This window comes from Dyadobacter sandarakinus, assembly GCF_016894445.1.
GTDB classification, from domain to species: Bacteria; Bacteroidota; Bacteroidia; order Cytophagales; family Spirosomataceae; genus Dyadobacter; species Dyadobacter sandarakinus.
This window is the reverse complement of the sequence record NZ_CP056775.1, coordinates 3007275-3023832: the sequence shown is the minus strand read 5'-3', so window position 1 is coordinate 3023832 and position 16558 is coordinate 3007275. Positions and strand designations below refer to the sequence as shown.

Genomic DNA, 16558 nt, shown 5'->3' with positions numbered 1-16558 from the left:
ACAAATACTACAAAATGTTTGACAGTATAAATATAGAAGTTATTCTGTACATCTAAAATCGCGGTATTGATATTTTATCCGCTTCTTCCAACAAAAATCCCTAAAACCTCATCTGGAACCCAAATTCCCTTAATATTGCAGGTGACTTTATTTTAGACTTTACTACTATGTCAGATAATGCATTCGACTTTGGAATGATCGGCCTTGGGGTAATGGGGAGGAACCTGTTGCTGAATATGGCCGACCACGGTTTTTCCGTAATCGGTTTTGACAAGGATGCTGCCAAAAACGCGGCACTTGAATCGTCGGCCTCGGCAGGTACTACGGTGAAAGGTGTAGGCGAGCTTGCGCAGATGATACAGCTTTTACAACGTCCCCGGAAAGTAATGATGCTGGTACCTGCGGGTCAGCCGGTGGACGATGTGATTGCCTCATTGCTCCCTTTGCTGGACGAAGGCGATGTGGTCATTGATGGCGGTAACTCACATTATACAGACACCCTCAGAAGGGTTAAGTACCTGCGTGACAAGAATATCCATTTCATGGGTATTGGTGTTTCGGGTGGTGAGAAAGGTGCACGTACCGGGCCGAGTATTATGCCCGGCGGTGACCAGGAAGCCTATCAGAACGTACGTCCCATGCTCGAAGCAATCGCTGCCAAGGTGAACGGAACCCCCTGCGTGGCCTACCTGGGCAGGGAAGGTGCCGGACATTATGTCAAAATGGTACATAACGGGATCGAGTACGCCATCATGCAGCTGATCAGTGAATGTTATGCATTGCTCAAATCGGCCGGTGCGACCAATGCCCAGCTTCATGAAGTTTTCAGGCAGTGGAATGAAGGTGACCTGCAATCGTTCCTGGTTGAGATTACCTCTGAAATTTTTTTACAAAAAGACGAAAAATCCGGCGCTGACCTCGTAGATGTAATATCTGATAAAGCGGGTTCCAAAGGTACCGGCAAATGGACGTCCCAGGATTCAATGGAGCTGCCTGTGGCCGTGCCGGTGATCGACACCGCGGTAGCCATGCGGACATTGTCGGGTTATAAAGAGGAGCGTGAAGCTGCCGCACAGATTTATGGTGATGAGAGCAAAAGTATCCTCACGCTGGATGAGCTGCTTCCGCTTGTACATGACGGATTGTTGTTTTCAACGATCCTGGCCTATGCACAGGGACTGGCCATGCTTTTCCAGGCTTCCAAGGACCTGGCTATGGAAATTCCATTGCCCGAAGTCGTGAGTGTATGGCGTGGCGGTTGTATTATTCGTTCTTCCCTGCTCGAAGTTTTCACAACTGCATATCAGCAATCGCCGGAATTGTCCAACATTCTGCTGAACCAAGACGTAGCTGCACTCGTTAAATCGAAGGAAGAGAATATGCGCGCCCTGGTCACTTTTGCAGCTAACTCGGGAACAGCAGCAGCAGGTCATATGTCAGCTCTTGCGTATTTTGATGCTTACAGGACCGGCCGGATGCCTACCAACCTGATCCAGGCGCAACGCGATTACTTTGGAGCGCATACTTATCAACGAATCGATATCCCCGGCACTTTCCATACGGAGTGGGGACAACAATAAACAGTCGTCATATGCAAACCAACAAACGCCCGCCTGCCTCGGTACTATTTATCTTTGGTGGAAGCGGCGATCTCAATTACCGGAAACTTACTCCTGCTTTATATAATCTTTTCCTGGACCAGTGGATGCCCGAAAAGTTTGCCATCGCCGGGATCGGACGCAGTCCGTATTCCAATGATGCATACCGCACGCACCTGCTGGATGGCGTAACCAAGTTTTCACGCCGGAAAGGCAAGCTCAACGGGCATTGGCAGGAATTCAGCGAGCATGTCACTTACCTGCAGATGGACGGGGACGATGCCGAAGCCTATCACCTGATCACCGATCTGGTGAAAGCCAAGGAGGAAGAGTGGGGAGTTCATCCCAATGTGATATTCTACCTGGCAGTAGCTCCGCAGCTGGTACCTTCCATTGCGCAGAAGCTGGGTGCATTACAGATTTGCTCAGACCGCGGTACTGCACGCATTGTGGTTGAAAAACCATTCGGTCACGACCTGCAAAGTGCGCACGAGCTCAATCAGCTGCTTTCGAGCATGTTTACGGAAGAGCAGATTTTCCGGATTGATCATTACCTCGGAAAAGAAACCGTACAGAACATTCTGGCACTGCGCTTTGCAAATGCATTGTTTGAGCCACTATGGAATCGTAACTACATTGACCATATTCAGATCACTGCCGCAGAAAGTGTCGGGCTGGAAGGCCGTGGCGGGTACTTTGAGCATGCGGGTGCTTTGCGCGATATGGTGCAAAACCATATTCTGCAGATACTCTGTATGATCGCGATGGAGCCGCCGGTATCCTTTGACGCCAATGAAATCCGGAATAAAAAGGTGGATGTGCTCAATGCGATCCGGCCGATTACGAAGGATCAGGTGCACGACTTTGCCGTACGCGGCCAGTATGCAGGAGGCTGGAAAAAGGGTGAAAAGGTAGTAAGCTACCGTCACGAGGAGGGGGTTGACCCGCATTCCAATACAGAAACATTTGCTGCTGCCAAGTTCTACATTGATAACTGGCGCTGGCAGGGTGTACCTTTTTATGTGAGAACCGGAAAGTACCTCAACCAGAAAGCGACGCATATTACCCTTCAGTTTAAAGCTGCTCCGCACTATGCGTTTCCAAGCGAAGCTGCCGAAACCTGGCGTTCCAACCGTTTGACGATCAGTATTCAGCCGGATATGGATATCAGTATCCGCTTTCAGGCCAAGCGCCCCGGACAAACGATGACGCTGGATCCGGTGGAAATGACCTTTGATTATGACGCAGTAGCCGGTGACCATGCACCCGAGGCATACGAAACACTGCTGCTGGATGTGATGGAGGGTGATGCAACCTTGTTTATGAGAAATGACCAGGTAGATGCTGCCTGGAAGGTGATCATGCCGATTCTGGAAACCTGGGAAAGCAGAAGTCCGCAGGATTTTCCGAACTATGCGCCTGATTCATGGGGCCCCGATGAGGCGGATGCGCTCATTGCGCGGGACGGACATACCTGGATAAACCTGCCTCCGGCAGACTGATAGCTTATGAAACTGCATATTGCAAAAGATTCCACGCAGCTTAGCGAAAGCCTGGCTGCGTGGATGGCCACTTACATTGCCGACGTACTGACGACCCAGGACAGGTTTACACTGGTACTTTCCGGTGGAAGTACGCCCAAACAGCTGTATGCGCTGCTGGCTGCCACACCTTACAAGGAGCTGATTCACTGGGAAAAAGTCCATTTTTTCTGGGGTGACGAGCGTGCAGTGCCTTTTGAGGATGAGAGGAACAATGCCAGAATGTGCTTTGAAGCCTTGCTGGATAAGGTAGGAGTGATCCGGGAAAACATTCACGTTATGCGTACCGACATTACGCCCGAGGAGTCTGCCGCTGCGTACGAGCAGGTACTGAAATCCTATTTTTCAGATTCGGAAACGACTTTCGATCTGACGCTACTGGGTATGGGCGATGATGGCCATACACTTTCTTTGTTTCCGGGAATGCCCGTGGTACATGAGGAATCCGCCTGGGCTACCTCATTTTTCCTGCCTGCACAGGATATGCACCGCATTACCCTCACTGCCCCCGTGGTGAATAAGTCGGCTGCGGTGGTGTTTCTGGCAGCGGGAGCCGGAAAAGCAGAAACGCTCCGGCAGGTTTTACAGGGAGACCTTGATGTAGATAAATACCCGTCACAGATCATCAGTCCTGAAAACGGACAGCTGCACTGGTTTGTGGACGAAGCTGCCGCGGCAGGGTTGCATACAAAGTAATCTTACAAGAAGTTTTTAATCGTAAATACGAAAGCAGGCACCTTGAGAAGGGTGGCTGCTTTCGTATTTACAGGCATACCGTGGCAGTTAATTGCCTCAGTGTATTTTGAAACTGCGTGAGATATTTAAAGGTTGATAAATCTCTGGTACATTTCCTGATCTAACTAAATTTAATATCATTGTATAAGTAAAACTATACACGCATACAATGAAAGAATGTTACAAAACCCGTCAGGAGCTGGCTATTGAGCTTGGTATATCCATTAAGACACTTTCCCGGAAGCTTTCCGCAATGAACATCACATTGCCAGCAGGTCTTATTCCGCCGCATACTTACTCCGAAATACTTCGGCAGCTGAAAGGTTAACACTGTTGTCCAGCTTTGTCCGGTTTTGACCAACTTTTTCCGTTGTAAAGTGAACAAATTCCTATCAAGTTTGCACAAGCTGCGCAGCTGATCAGAAAAGGTTTTCACACTAACTTCAAACATATGAAAAAGGTCAAACTGGCCATGTTGAGTTGCTGTATTGCAACCATGTTCACTTACAATTTATATGGCAAAGCTATATTTTGTACTGGCGCTGATACAGTAATTGATAATGGTTTTGTCGTGTATGGGCAAGTTAGTTTTAGTACTCAGAATGGTTGTTGCAGCCCTGCATCCGGATCTGCTTTGGTTTCCAAGTCATTTTTTATGAATGGCATGTACCTGGGTACTTCATCTTATTATATCAGCATAAGTGATGCTCAGCAAGCCATAGGATGTCAGTACGTTTAGCTCAAACCAATCAACTTATGAAAATGATAACAAACCTGATTGTTACGGGAATATTGATCTTTCTGGCAGGTTGTACGGACAAGGAGCCGGCAACTACAAAGCCCGGCATGGAATACCATTTTACGAGGAAAGATGATGGACAGGAAAAAGCCTTCCCAACATACAGGATCAGTCAGGGTAATAATCCGACTGACAATGACTTTCAGCAAGAGGCGCAGGTAGCAGCTACATTGGATCACCTTCATCCAATCGCAATTCCTGACAAGCATGCAAAATCAGATGCCCTGGAACGGCAAAATGCATGGATTGCTTATAAGAAGTTTTTAGTTGAGCATCAAAGTGATACTGTGCTGATCCGGCACTTCCGCGATAAATATGCCAATTCCTTGTTACATCAATACGATTTGCTGCATCAATCCAAACACGAGCAACTGCAGTTTTTAGTTGAAGAACTGATTGCTGCCAAAACCGGCCGGTTTGCTACCATTCTGCAAGGGCTTACTGCATTGAAGCAGACAACCGACCCTGAGGTATTTTCAAAACTGGTAGCTGAAACGCAAAAGCAGGTTCAGGTTAGTCTTGAATTACATCAGATTGCCCGCCAGCGTTTACCCCAAATGCTGGAAAATCTCAAAAAAGGCACGCTCGAACCCAAAGGCACATTAAAGAAGGATTTTACAGTGGCGCTGATTGCGGAAGATGATTTTCAGGAATCCATTCAAATGCTTGAAGATTACAGGAAGCAACTGGCCCGTCTGTGACTTTTGTACGTATCAGGCAAGTCCCAAATCTACAAACCCGTCGATTTCAACAACTTTTCATAATCCTCGTGAGTATCGATGTCTGTTTCGCCCGAGGGAAAATGGACCGAAGAAAGCTGGCTTGCATGTCTGGTAAAAAGCTTTTTGGCACCTTCCTGTCCGGTTAATGCTTTCAGTTCGTCAAAAAAGAGATTAGGAAAAAGGGCGGGTGTCCCCATTGTACCTGCATAGGCGCTCGCAATGATATTTTCGGGGGAATGTTCTGCTGTGGCGATCAGCTGTTTCAGATGTTCGGCATTTACAAATGGCTGGTCGCACACTGCAATTATAACTGCTTGAAGTTGTGGATACATGGAGCAAAGTGCCTTAACCCCGGCAGCAATGGATGAGCCCATGCCCGTTTCCCAATCGGGATTGTAAATCAGGTGAACGGGTTTCTGCCCGATTTCAGCGTCAATCAGCTCCTGCTTTGCACCTGTCACTACAAATACTACTTTTTCCTGTACGTTCAAAGCTTCCTGTACCATATGTGACAGCAGGGACTGGCCGCGAAAATGAAGCAGCTGCTTGGGCTTGCCCAACCGTGAAGAATTGCCCGCCGCAAGGATGATAATCCCGGTCATGACAATTCAGCAGTTTGAATAGCGCAGGCAAAATCGCTCACCTTACTGGCCGAAGTCTGCTGCTGAACCGGATGACGGCTATGTATTGTATCAGCTTTCTCCCGGAGCGAGGTGCCATTTTTGCCTTCGAGTACCGCCTTGATTTCTGCCAGGACAGCAAGCGCAATTTCTTCCGAAGTTTCCGCACCAATGTCCAGACCGATGGGCCCGTATATTTTGCTCTTTTGTTCGGGTGTCAGAACAATGTTTCTTTCAGCAAGGTCGGAAAACATTCTTTCAAGCTTCTTTTTGGGGCCTAGTGCGCCTATGTAATGGCATTTTTCTTCCCTGATCAGGGCTGCCAGCAGGGTAAGGTCATAGTTGTAATTGTGTGTCATGAGCGTAAAAAAGGTACGCTCGTCGGGTTCAATCTGCGTCAGTACATCCTCTGCCCGTGCAACAATCACCTGGTCAGCCGTCGGAAACCGCTGGATCGTGGCATGGGCCGGGCGGCCATCTACCACCGTAATTTTCCATCCCAGAACGCTGGCCATTTGCATGAGCGGAATGGTATCATTTCCCGCCCCGACAATCACCAGTGAAGGCGCCGGTGCCAGGTACTCGACAAATGCTGTAAATTGCTGTCCCCGGAATTCTACCTGCCTGAAATCAGACTGCTTCATGTTGCGAGCCCTGGTAGCCTCCGCTGTCAGCAAGCCGGCTTGCTCGGGTACAGCCTGGTATTCAGCATCATTTTCAAGCTGAAGAAAACAGGTGCCGGGCTGAGCTGCTGTTCTGGAATGCAGTGCAAAAAGGGTTATCACCACGGCATACTGTCTTTTTTCCGCTACCTTTTTCAGCAATGCTACGGGGTTTTCAGGATTTGCAATGTCGATCGGTTCAAACAGAATATGCACGATGCCATTGCATCCCAGCTGCACACCGAGCATCGGGTCGCTCTCGTCAGTGGTATCGTATGTGACGAGCTTATTTTTACCCTGACTGATGGCCAGCAATGCCTTTCGTAGCGCATCGCCTTCCAGGCAGCCGCCGCTGATGGCGCCGGTAAGCAGGCCATCGTCCGTAACGAGCATGCGTGCACCAGGCCGGCGGTAGGAGGAGCCTTCTACATGCACTACCGTCGCAAGTGCCATTTTCCGGCCGCTGATCCGGGCGGCCTCATAGGATTTTATGATATCCGATATTTCTTTCATCTCGATGTTCCTTCACTAGCCGGGATATGATATTAATGGCATAAGTTGCCTGTTCTTCAGTGGAAAAGCGACCAAAACTGAACCGGAAAGAATTATGCACCAGCTCATCAGAAAGTCCGAGTGCCCGGAGCACGTGGCTGGGTTCCAGGGTTACAGAGGAGCATGCAGAGCTTCTTGAAAAAGCCAGGTCACTTCCCGCGGCGAAAATCAGTTTTTCCCCATTGATGTTTTCAAATGACATATTGGTCGCATGTGCAAGCCGGGGCGCATCTTTTCCATTGATCCGGCTGCCTTCTATTGCAAGTAGTTGTTCTTCAAAATGGTCGCGCAAAGCTGCGAGCCGCTTTGATTCCGCATTCATTTCCTCCATGCAGATTTCTGCGGCTTTGCCCATGCCTACGATCCCGGGCACATTGAGCGTGCCGCTGCGCATGCTGCGTTCGTGTCCGCCCCCGTCGATCTGCGCAATAACAGGTGTATGATGTACTTTTTTTCCAACATACAATGCCCCGATCCCTTTGGGACCGTACATTTTGTGCGCGCTCATGGCAAGCAGGTCAATGCCGTCTGCATGCACGTCAATGGGTATTTTCCCTGCTGCCTGCGTGGCATCTGTAAAAAACAGCAGGCCATGCTTGTGGGCAAGTGCCGCAATCTCCCGGATCGGCTGGATAACCGCAGTTTCATTGTTGGCATACATGACCGAAAGCAGCACCGTACGCGGAGTTATGGCCTGTTCGAGCACATGGAGGTCGATCAGCCCGGATGGAAGTACCGGCAGGTACGTGACCACCGCGCCCATTTTTTCAAGTTTCCGGCAGGTATCCAATACTGCTTTGTGCTCCGTAGCGACGGTAATTATGTGGGCGCCGGGTTGCAGGGATTCGTATATGCCTTTCAAAGCCAGGTTGACGGCCTCAGTGGCACCCGAAGTAAAAACGATTTCATTGGGTCGGGCACCGATGAGCGCTGCCACATTTTCCCGTGCCATGTCCACGCCTTCTTCTGCTTCCCAGCCATATGCATGGATCCTGCTGGCTGCATTGCCAAACTTTTCGGTAAAGTAGGGGAGCATCTCCTGTAAAACACGCGGATCGACCGGTGTAGTAGCATTGTGGTCCAGGTATACGGGAAGTTTGAGCGACATGGGCGGCAAAGTTGGGAGCGGGGCGGGATGCCTGCGCATTTCTTGCTTAACCAAATTAAACAAAAAACCATCTCATTTTATGCATGAGATGGTTTAATCAACTAAAACGAACAGGTTAACTATAATTGTAAAATCTGCAAGCGGCACGCTTGTCACCAATCCTGTTTCCGGCGTAACAATCATCCAGGCCGGAAGACCTGATTATTTGAATGTGGAGCTACCAGCGAAATTGGTCGCCGGAACATGCGGCCTTTCCGGGACCCTGCCGATAGCTGAAATGTTATATTATATGCCGGTACCCGGCTTTATTGTCATGCAACCTTTCCCAAAGGATGATAACTTCAATTAAAACGCAATTAAACGTGGCTTAAAATGGCGTTAAAATAGATATTGTCACAGGCTGACGAGGTCAGATGGCTGTTTTTGGCCGAAATACCTTGCTGGTTAATGCACTGGTGCATCCGATTTTGAAACTAAATTTTTACATTTGTGTTATAGTCTAGTATATTAATAGATTAAAAAATCCACCTTAATTCATTCAATACTATGTCACTCAGACTTGGAGATATTGCTCCGGACTTTGAAGCGAATACTACTCAGGGGCCTATCAAATTTCATGAATGGCTCGGCGGCAGCTGGGGTCTTCTGTTCTCTCACCCTGCTGATTTTACACCGGTTTGTACGACAGAGCTGGGTAAGACGGCACTTTTGAAGGGAGAATTTGAAAAGCGTGGTGTAAAGGTGCTGGCAGTCAGTGTAGATGACATTGATTCGCATAACCGCTGGATACCCGATATTAATGAAATCAATGATACCGAAGTCAATTTCCCGATCATTGCTGACGAAGGTCGCAAAGTGGCGGAATTGTACGATATGATTCACCCCAATGCAAGTGAAAAATCGACCGTACGGTCGGTGTTTGTAATCGGGCCGGATAAAAAAATTAAGCTGACACTTACATACCCGGCTTCCACCGGCCGGAATTTCAATGAAATTCTGCGGGTGATTGATTCATTGCAGCTCACTGCCAAATACTCTGTGGCTACGCCGGCAGACTGGCACGATGGCGAAGATGTAATCGTGGTACCGGCGGTGAGTACTGAGGATGCCGAGAAGAAGTTTACAAAAGGGCTGAACATTGTGAAACCCTATTTGCGCTACACGCCCCAGCCTGACAAATGATCCGGACTGGACCGGCCAACAAAAAAGAGGATGCCACAAGCATCCTCTTTTTTGTTGGCGTACAGTATGGTTTCAGTCCCGATCTTCGGCAGCGACCTTTTCGGGTACAATCAATTCATCCCCGTAATAGATCATGTTTCTCGCCCCTTTGTAGTAGTACCAGATAGACGTAGCCATCGCAATGTGGCTGATATCATTGTAATTAAACCAGGGTCCAAAACTGAACTTCAATGCGTGCAGGCCGGCTGCGATGGCACCCCAGAGTGTCGCAATGAATATGTTGACGGAGCCAGGATCTTTTCGTTTTCTGTAAACATAAACTTCAATCAGGGTAAGCATCAGGAACAGTCCGTAAAATGCATGTATCTCGACAACGATGAAGTTGAGGGTAACAAAGGTCAGAATGAAAAAAGTAGCAAGTTCCACATAGTTAAGCCACCCCAGAAGCAAACCTCCGCGCTTGTGCAGCAATGGTTTGATATGCCATATGGCGGCTCTTTCGAAAAGTGCCACTGCGATCATACTTGCAAACCAGCCCGGAATTTTACCACGCTGACCTGTCAGGTACAGAAATCCGTGGCCCAGCACACCGCCGATGGCCGTAGCAATAGCCATAAAGAAGAAGAAATACTGGATCTGCTTGTACATCCGGTGAGCCCGGCCCAGGCGGTTGAGGTGAAAAAATGCATAAAGGCATATCACCGTCATCATCAGGCTCGAAATAACAGTAGAAGGCTCCATAATGGTGATCCCGAAAACCTGGATCTGGTGGACCTTACTGAAATCAATGGCGACATCATTCATCTAAAGAAACGTTTTTGGGGAAAAGCGGAGTGAAACCGGTTGTCCGGCCGGCATTCAAAGTACCTACTTAACGGCTACTTTACAAAATGCGGACGGTTGCATTGGCGGCCAACAAAACCATACCACCTGAAAACTGTCGTGAAATTCCACAGGATTGCACGTCTGAAACGGGCTGTTCGCAGATAAAAAACTGCCGCTGATCTATTATCCCGCCGGTTATTGAAGTCTTCAATTTCCTTTGTATTCGAATTGTACAAAATGATGGCGCCACCATCGCCCTGCCTTATCAAATTATTCTATCATGAAAAAATGCTTTCTGCTCGCAGCTATCCACTTTCTGCTTGCATTTATGTCAGCCCCGGACGCTCATGCACAATCGCCCGCCGGAGATCCATCCAAAGGAAGTTCAACTATTTCAGGTATGGTGCTGGATAGTACCGCGGCTAAAGGGATCGAGTTTGCCAGTGTTGCCCTTTTTAAGCTCGACAACAATCAGGCTGTGGATGGTACCACTGCTGATGAAACAGGCAAGTTCAGCATTGTGAAGGTTGCGCCCGGAGATTACAAGCTTCTGATCTCGTTCATTGGTTATAAAGACAAAGTGATCGACCGTATCCACGTGGAAAAAGGCAAGGATGTTGCACTAGGTAATATTGGGCTGGCATCCAGTGTTCAGAACCTTCAGGAGGTGACTGTCACCGGTGAAAGGTCGTTGGTAGAAGAAAAGGTCGACAGGCTGGTTTTCAATGCTGAAAAAGATATTACAAGCAAAGGGGGTGATGCCTCCGACCTGCTGCGCAAGGTACCCATGCTTTCTGTGGACCTGGACGGGAATGTATCCCTGCGCGGCAGTGCCAACATCCGGGTACTCATCAACAACAAGCCTTCGACGATCATTGCCGCCAATGTAGCCGATGCGCTGAAACAGATTCCTGCGGACATGATCAAGTCCGTGGAGGTTATTACGTCGCCCTCGGCCAAGTATGACGCCGAAGGGTCAGGCGGAATCATCAACATCATTACAAAAAAGAACAACCTGCAGGGCCTTACCTTGAACATAGATTCAGGGGTGGGTAACAGGGGTACGAACCTGGGCCTGAACGGAAGCTACCGCAAGGGTAAAATGGGATTTACGCTGGGTGGGTTCGGACGTGCATTTTACAACAAGGCGGAGTCGGTACTGGATCAGACCACCTACTCAGGCAGCAATGCTTTTTTGACGCACCAGCAGTCCAATGCAAAGGATCGCGGGCTTTTCGGCCAATACTCGCTGGGCTGGGATTATGATCTGGGTAAAAACCAGGCACTATCAGCCGGATTGCGTTATGGTACACGCAATTTTATCCAGAAACAAAATCTTGCGATTTCACAGTACGAAAACAATGCATTGACCGAAATCTCGGACCGGAAAGTGAACCGCAAGGATCTGTCGGGAACGGTTGATTTCAATATCGACTATATCCGCACGTTCAAGCCGCAGCAGGAATGGAGCATTTCTACCTTGTACAGCCGTACGGGCCTGACCAACAATTTCAATACGGACCTGCTCAATGAATCAGGATCGGTCAGCAGCCGTTTGAAAAACGAAAACAAGAACCATAACCAGGAAGTAACGATTCAGACAGACTATCAGACGCCACTGGGCAAAAACCAGCTGATTGAATTTGGTGCAAAAGGTATTTTCAGGACTGTCGACAGCGATTTCCAGTACCTGATGGCCGGAGAAGACGGAGCATTTGTGTTTAATCCCCGCCAGCCTTCCGGCGCATTGAACTACAACCAGAATGTGGCAGCTGGCTATGCTTCCTATACCCTTACCACATCCAATAAATATACGATCAAGGCAGGTACCCGCTATGAGTATACGGGCATCAGCGCCGACCTGGGCAGCGAGGGGAAAATCAATATTCCTGATTACGGGAATCTGGTACCGAGCATCAATGTTTCCAAAAGCCTCTCATCAAGCACAACTTTGAAAGCAGCCTACAACCGCCGCATCCAGCGTCCGGGTATTCAGCAGCTGAACCCGAATGTGAACCTGTCCAACCCGCAGAGCATTTCTACGGGTAACCCTGCATTGAGCCCCGAGCTTACGGACAATTTCGAGCTAGCTTTGAGTACCAATATCAAGAAAACCTACCTGAACGTTTCCGCATTTGCAAGGCAGACCAATAACTCTATCACGCAGGTGAGAATGGCGATAGATACCCTGCAGGGTGCCATTGTGACAACTTTCGAGAATATCGGTACACAGAAAGCTTATGGTTTTAATATTTTTTCCAATGTGTACCTGACGCCCAAATGGACGCTGAACGGAAGTCTGGATATCCTGCATACCTACCTGGAAGGACAGGCTGTAAATGCAGAGGGTACTTCGGAAATGATGAGTAACTCAGGCTTTAATTACGGCGGAAGGCTGATGTCGCAGATTTCGCTGCAGCATGGCTGGGGATTGCAGGCTTTCGGTTTTTACCGGGGCAAAGAAATCCAGCTGCAAGGTACGCGTACTGGTTTTTACATGTATTCACTAGGTTTCAAAAAGGATCTGCCCAATAAAAAGGGAAGCATTGGATTCGGAGCTGAAAACTTCCTGACCAAAGGCGTGAAGTTTACCTCAAACCTTAATTCCGCACAGTTTACACAAACCGGAAGTACGCAGCTTTATAACAGGAACTTCAAGATCACTTTCAATTATGCGATTGGGAAAATGAGCTTTGACGCGCCGAAAAAGAAGACCAAGTCCGTCAACAATACCGACGTGATGGGCGGGGACGGAAAGTAAGCCCCGGAGTATATAAAATGAAAAAAGCAGGCGTAAGCCTGCTTTTTTCATTTAAATATAAAGAAGATCATTGTCCGACTTTCCGGCCTTTCAGTGTTTCACGGGTATTTTTAACCTGTTTCAAAAGGTCTTTTTTCACGAAAAGACGAGCGCCATTTCCGCTTTGGAGGTCGAACGTACGTCCTTTGTACTCGAATTTATTATTAGAAAGTACGTCCAGAAAGTAATTTTGGCCGCTCAGGTTGAATTTCATTCCTTTGGTATCCTGCTGCGTATCGTCCCACGAAACGTTGATCACACCATTATCTGTCCCCAATGCAACGCCAGGCGTAAACGGAAGCACATTAATCGTCTGAATGCTCTTGCCGTTGCTCATGGTAATCTGGCCTTCCGGGTTCACCTTAATGTCGTCAGGATTAGTAACTTCCCGTTTGATATTGATTGCCTTGTCATTGAAAAACTGTACTTTCTCCAATGGAATGCCGGCTGTCTCCAGATCGCGCCTGAGATCCTCCGTAAAGACGGTGTAGTTGGAAAGAGGAACTGAGTTGATGGTAGTGCAGGCTGATACGAGGCCCGCAAGCAGTGCAACAGCAACAAATTTTTTGATACGATACATAGGATGGAAATGGGTTCTTCCGAACGCTACTGAATTTTAGTTTTTGCCTGGTTGAGGTTCGCAATATTAACAAAAAAGCAACTGACAATCCAAAATACTGATTATCCCGTGCATGCTGCACGATGCTCTGACAATGTGGCAGAACCAGGCTTTTAAGCTGTATTTGGAACGCATATTTATGTCGCGTATTGCAAACAGGTAATTTTTCCAGCACTTAAATAAATCAAAACACAATTACTATGGAATCAGTAATTCAGGAAAAGGGAAACCTCAGCATTCACACTGAGAACATTTTTCCAATTATTAAGAAATTCCTGTATTCGGACCACGAAATCTTCCTGAGAGAACTGGTATCCAATGCGGTGGATGCCTCTCAGAAAATCAAAAAACTCGCTTCTTACGGAGAATTCAATGGTGAACTGGGCGAGCTCAAAGTAACTGTCGGGCTCGACAAGGAAGCCAAAACCATTACGATCAGTGACCGGGGTATCGGGATGACGGCTGACGAAATTAAAAAATACATCAACCAGATCGCGTTCTCAGGCGCTACCGAATTTGTAGAAAAGTACAAAGACAAAGGTGAGGACGGAAAAGGCGATAAAGGCATTATCGGTCACTTCGGGCTGGGATTTTACTCTGCCTACATGGTGGCTGAGGATGTGGAGATCATCACCAGATCGTACAAGGAAGGTGCGGAAGCGGTACGCTGGAAATGCGATGGTTCTACCGAGTTTGAACTGGGGCCAGCCGAGCGCGAAGACCGCGGATCGGACATTATCCTGCACATCGCGCCGGATTCCGAAGAATTCCTTGACGAGCACCGCCTCCGGGGTATTCTTGAAAAATATGGCAAGTTCCTGCCCATTGAAATTGAGTTTGAGGAAAAAATTATAAATAATCCCAGCCCGATCTGGACCAAAAATCCATCGGAGCTGAGCGATGAGGATTATCTGGGTTTTTACAAAGAGCTTTATCCTTTCAGCGAAGACCCGCTTTTCTGGATCCACCTGAACGTGGATTATCCGTTTAACCTGACGGGCGTATTGTATTTCCCAAAACTGCGCAACGACTTTCAGGGACAACGTGAGAAAATCCAGCTGTACAGCCGGCAGGTGTTTATTACAGATGAAGTAAAGGATATCGTACCTGACTTCCTGCAACTGCTGCACGGGGTGATCGACTCTCCGGATATTCCGCTGAACGTATCAAGAAGCTACCTGCAGGCAGATGGAAATGTCAAAAAAATCAATGGGTATATTACCCGTAAAGTTGCCGACAAATTGCTTGAAATCTTCCGCAACGACCGTGAAGGCTTTGAGAAGAAGTTTGATGACATTGGTTTGTTTGTCAAATACGGCATTATCAGCGATGAGAAATTTTATGATAAAGCCAAGGATTTTTGTCTGCTGAAAAATACGGAGGGCAAGTATTTTACTTTCAATGAATACCGTGAGCAGGTAAAAGATAACCAGACCGACAAAAACGAAACGCAGATCTGGCTGTATACCACAGACCTGAAAAAGCAGGATGCTTTTGTACAATCTGCCAAAAAGCGCAGCTACGACGTGCTTGAACTTGGCACTGTCATTGATTCACACTTTATCAACGCATTGGAGCAAAAGCTTGAAAAAGTAAGCATCAAGCGGGTGGATGCTGATACACTGGACAAGCTGATTGAAAAGGATGTAGCGCTTGAAAGCATTCTTTCTGCCGATGATCAGGAAAAAGTGAAGAAGGTTTTTGAGGAAGTAGGAGAGAACAAAACCGCGCATATCGTGGTGGAAGCGATGCCGGTGGATGAACTTCCCGTGGTCATCACATTCCCGGAATTTATGCGCCGCATGACGGATATGCAGGCGAGCTCGGGGCAGCGCTCAATGTTCGGCGAAATGCCGCTGATGTACACAGTATCGCTGAATGCAAATCACCCGCTGATCGGACGTATTTCCACCACGGAAAGTGAAGACGAGCAGAAGGCACTTGCCAAGCAGGTATATGACCTTGCATTGCTTTCGCAGGGTCTGCTATCCGGCAAAGACCTGACACAGTTTATCCAAAGAACCGTAGCGACTTTGTAATTCTTTTTATTTTATGAAAAATCCCGCCTTCGAAAGAAGCGCGGGATTTTTTTGTAAATCTATTTTCCTGAAATCAGAAGCGTTTTCAGCTTTTCCAGTTCTTCCCATTTTTTCTCGTGCGCAAGCTTGGCCTGTTTGGGCCAGAGCGTCGGATCCTGAACCTGGAACCTCGGGCCGGCATTTTTCAGGATGCGTGCAATCCGCAGAATGGAAGCCTCTGCCAGTTGCTCAAAAGTTTGTATACCTTCCTTGTTCAGCAGTTCGGCCGTACGGGGCCCGATCCCATCAATGATGGTCAGGTCGTCGGGTGCATGCGGCTCAGGTGCCGCCGGGTACACCACTTTTGAAGCGTGAGTGGCTACAATCGCTTCGTTTTTTGGCTTTTTAGCTAACCTGGCCTCTTCCAGTGCTGCTTTTTTGACTTCAACCAGTTCACTGAGCTCGTTCACTTTTTGGTCAGCGGTCTTGCCTCCCATGATCCAGCCGACAAATGCAGCTGCACAAAGCAAGACCAATAAAACGCCGGTAGAAATTGCGACCTCCTGCGTGTGGGTAAGCATTGCGTACGTCATTTTTCCCGCGCTGCGTATTTGTTCAGTTCATTATTGATGCGAACAAGCCTTTGTTTCAGCTCTGTCAATCTTTTACTCTCTGTACTATACCGGACCAGGAAACCCAGCAAACCGGAAATAGCCAGCATGATCAGGTAAGTCAGTAGGGTAGTTGGATTTGTAAGGTCGGCGTCTGACATGGGAC

General features: G+C 48.1%; 16 protein-coding genes. 9 read left to right on the top strand and 7 right to left on the bottom strand.

Features of this window, described 5'->3' with window-relative positions; genetic code table 11:
• Positions 1–167 precede the first annotated feature (167 nt).
• From gnd to HWI92_RS12050, 6 genes are all read left to right on the top strand, one after another.
• Complete coding sequence (gnd, locus tag HWI92_RS12075) at positions 168–1580, top strand: NADP-dependent phosphogluconate dehydrogenase (RefSeq protein ID WP_204664091.1); 1413 nt, start codon at positions 168–170, stop codon at positions 1578–1580.
• Positions 1581–1591: 11 nt separating this feature from the next.
• Positions 1592–3100, top strand: a complete 1509-nt coding sequence (gene zwf, locus HWI92_RS12070) for a glucose-6-phosphate dehydrogenase (RefSeq protein WP_204664089.1) — start codon at positions 1592–1594, stop codon at positions 3098–3100.
• 6 nt (positions 3101–3106) lie between these two features.
• Positions 3107–3835, top strand: coding sequence for a 6-phosphogluconolactonase (gene pgl, locus HWI92_RS12065; protein WP_204664087.1), 729 nt, complete (start codon positions 3107–3109; stop codon positions 3833–3835).
• Between the two features lie 208 nt (positions 3836–4043).
• Positions 4044–4202, top strand: a complete 159-nt coding sequence (locus HWI92_RS12060) for a hypothetical protein (protein WP_204664085.1) — start codon at positions 4044–4046, stop codon at positions 4200–4202.
• Between the two features lie 123 nt (positions 4203–4325).
• Positions 4326–4613, top strand: coding sequence for a hypothetical protein (locus HWI92_RS12055; protein WP_204664083.1), 288 nt, complete (start codon positions 4326–4328; stop codon positions 4611–4613).
• A gap of 17 nt (positions 4614–4630) precedes the next feature.
• Complete coding sequence (locus HWI92_RS12050) at positions 4631–5374, top strand: hypothetical protein (RefSeq protein ID WP_204664081.1); 744 nt, start codon at positions 4631–4633, stop codon at positions 5372–5374.
• 29 nt (positions 5375–5403) lie between these two features.
• Here HWI92_RS12050 and HWI92_RS12045 read toward each other — a convergent pair whose 3' ends face one another.
• From HWI92_RS12045 to HWI92_RS12035, 3 genes are read right to left on the bottom strand one after another with little or no spacing between them, the layout of a single operon-like run.
• Positions 5404–5997 carry a nucleotidyltransferase family protein gene (locus HWI92_RS12045; RefSeq protein WP_204664079.1) on the bottom strand — a complete coding sequence of 198 codons (594 nt, stop codon included), beginning with the start codon at positions 5995–5997 and terminating at the stop codon, positions 5404–5406.
• A complete protein-coding gene (locus HWI92_RS12040; RefSeq protein WP_204664077.1) occupies positions 5994–7190 on the bottom strand; it encodes an XdhC family protein in 1197 nt (398 codons plus the stop codon). The genes HWI92_RS12045 and HWI92_RS12040 overlap by 4 nt, the downstream gene beginning before the upstream one ends.
• Positions 7156–8337, bottom strand: a complete 1182-nt coding sequence (locus HWI92_RS12035; protein ID WP_204664075.1) for a cysteine desulfurase family protein — start codon at positions 8335–8337, stop codon at positions 7156–7158. The genes HWI92_RS12040 and HWI92_RS12035 overlap by 35 nt, the downstream gene beginning before the upstream one ends.
• Before the next feature lie 546 nt (positions 8338–8883).
• Between HWI92_RS12035 and HWI92_RS12030 the strand changes: the two genes are divergently transcribed.
• Entirely contained in the window at positions 8884–9519 is a 636-nt protein-coding gene (locus tag HWI92_RS12030; protein ID WP_204664073.1) for a peroxiredoxin, read from the top strand.
• A gap of 72 nt (positions 9520–9591) precedes the next feature.
• On the opposite strand, the gene HWI92_RS12025 is transcribed toward HWI92_RS12030, so the two are convergent.
• Positions 9592–10323, bottom strand: a complete 732-nt coding sequence (locus HWI92_RS12025; RefSeq protein WP_204664071.1) for a DUF6962 family protein — start codon at positions 10321–10323, stop codon at positions 9592–9594.
• A gap of 301 nt (positions 10324–10624) precedes the next feature.
• Between HWI92_RS12025 and HWI92_RS12020 the strand changes: the two genes are divergently transcribed.
• Entirely contained in the window at positions 10625–13105 is a 2481-nt protein-coding gene (locus tag HWI92_RS12020) for a TonB-dependent receptor (protein WP_204664069.1), read from the top strand.
• A gap of 67 nt (positions 13106–13172) precedes the next feature.
• Here the strand turns inward: HWI92_RS12020 and HWI92_RS12015 are convergent, their stop codons facing one another.
• A complete protein-coding gene (locus HWI92_RS12015) occupies positions 13173–13724 on the bottom strand; it encodes a hypothetical protein (RefSeq protein WP_204664067.1) in 552 nt (183 codons plus the stop codon).
• Between the two features lie 239 nt (positions 13725–13963).
• Between HWI92_RS12015 and htpG the strand changes: the two genes are divergently transcribed.
• Positions 13964–15802, top strand: coding sequence for a molecular chaperone HtpG (gene htpG, locus HWI92_RS12010; protein ID WP_204664065.1), 1839 nt, complete (start codon positions 13964–13966; stop codon positions 15800–15802).
• Between the two features lie 59 nt (positions 15803–15861).
• Here the strand turns inward: htpG and HWI92_RS12005 are convergent, their stop codons facing one another.
• A complete protein-coding gene (locus HWI92_RS12005) occupies positions 15862–16374 on the bottom strand; it encodes a helix-hairpin-helix domain-containing protein (RefSeq protein WP_204664063.1) in 513 nt (170 codons plus the stop codon).
• The gene (locus HWI92_RS12000) at positions 16371–16553 is read right to left on the bottom strand and encodes a hypothetical protein (protein WP_204664061.1); all 183 of its coding nucleotides are present in this window, start codon (positions 16551–16553) and stop codon (positions 16371–16373) included. Before HWI92_RS12000 ends, HWI92_RS12005 begins: the two co-directional genes overlap by 4 nt.
• Positions 16554–16558 lie beyond the last annotated feature (5 nt).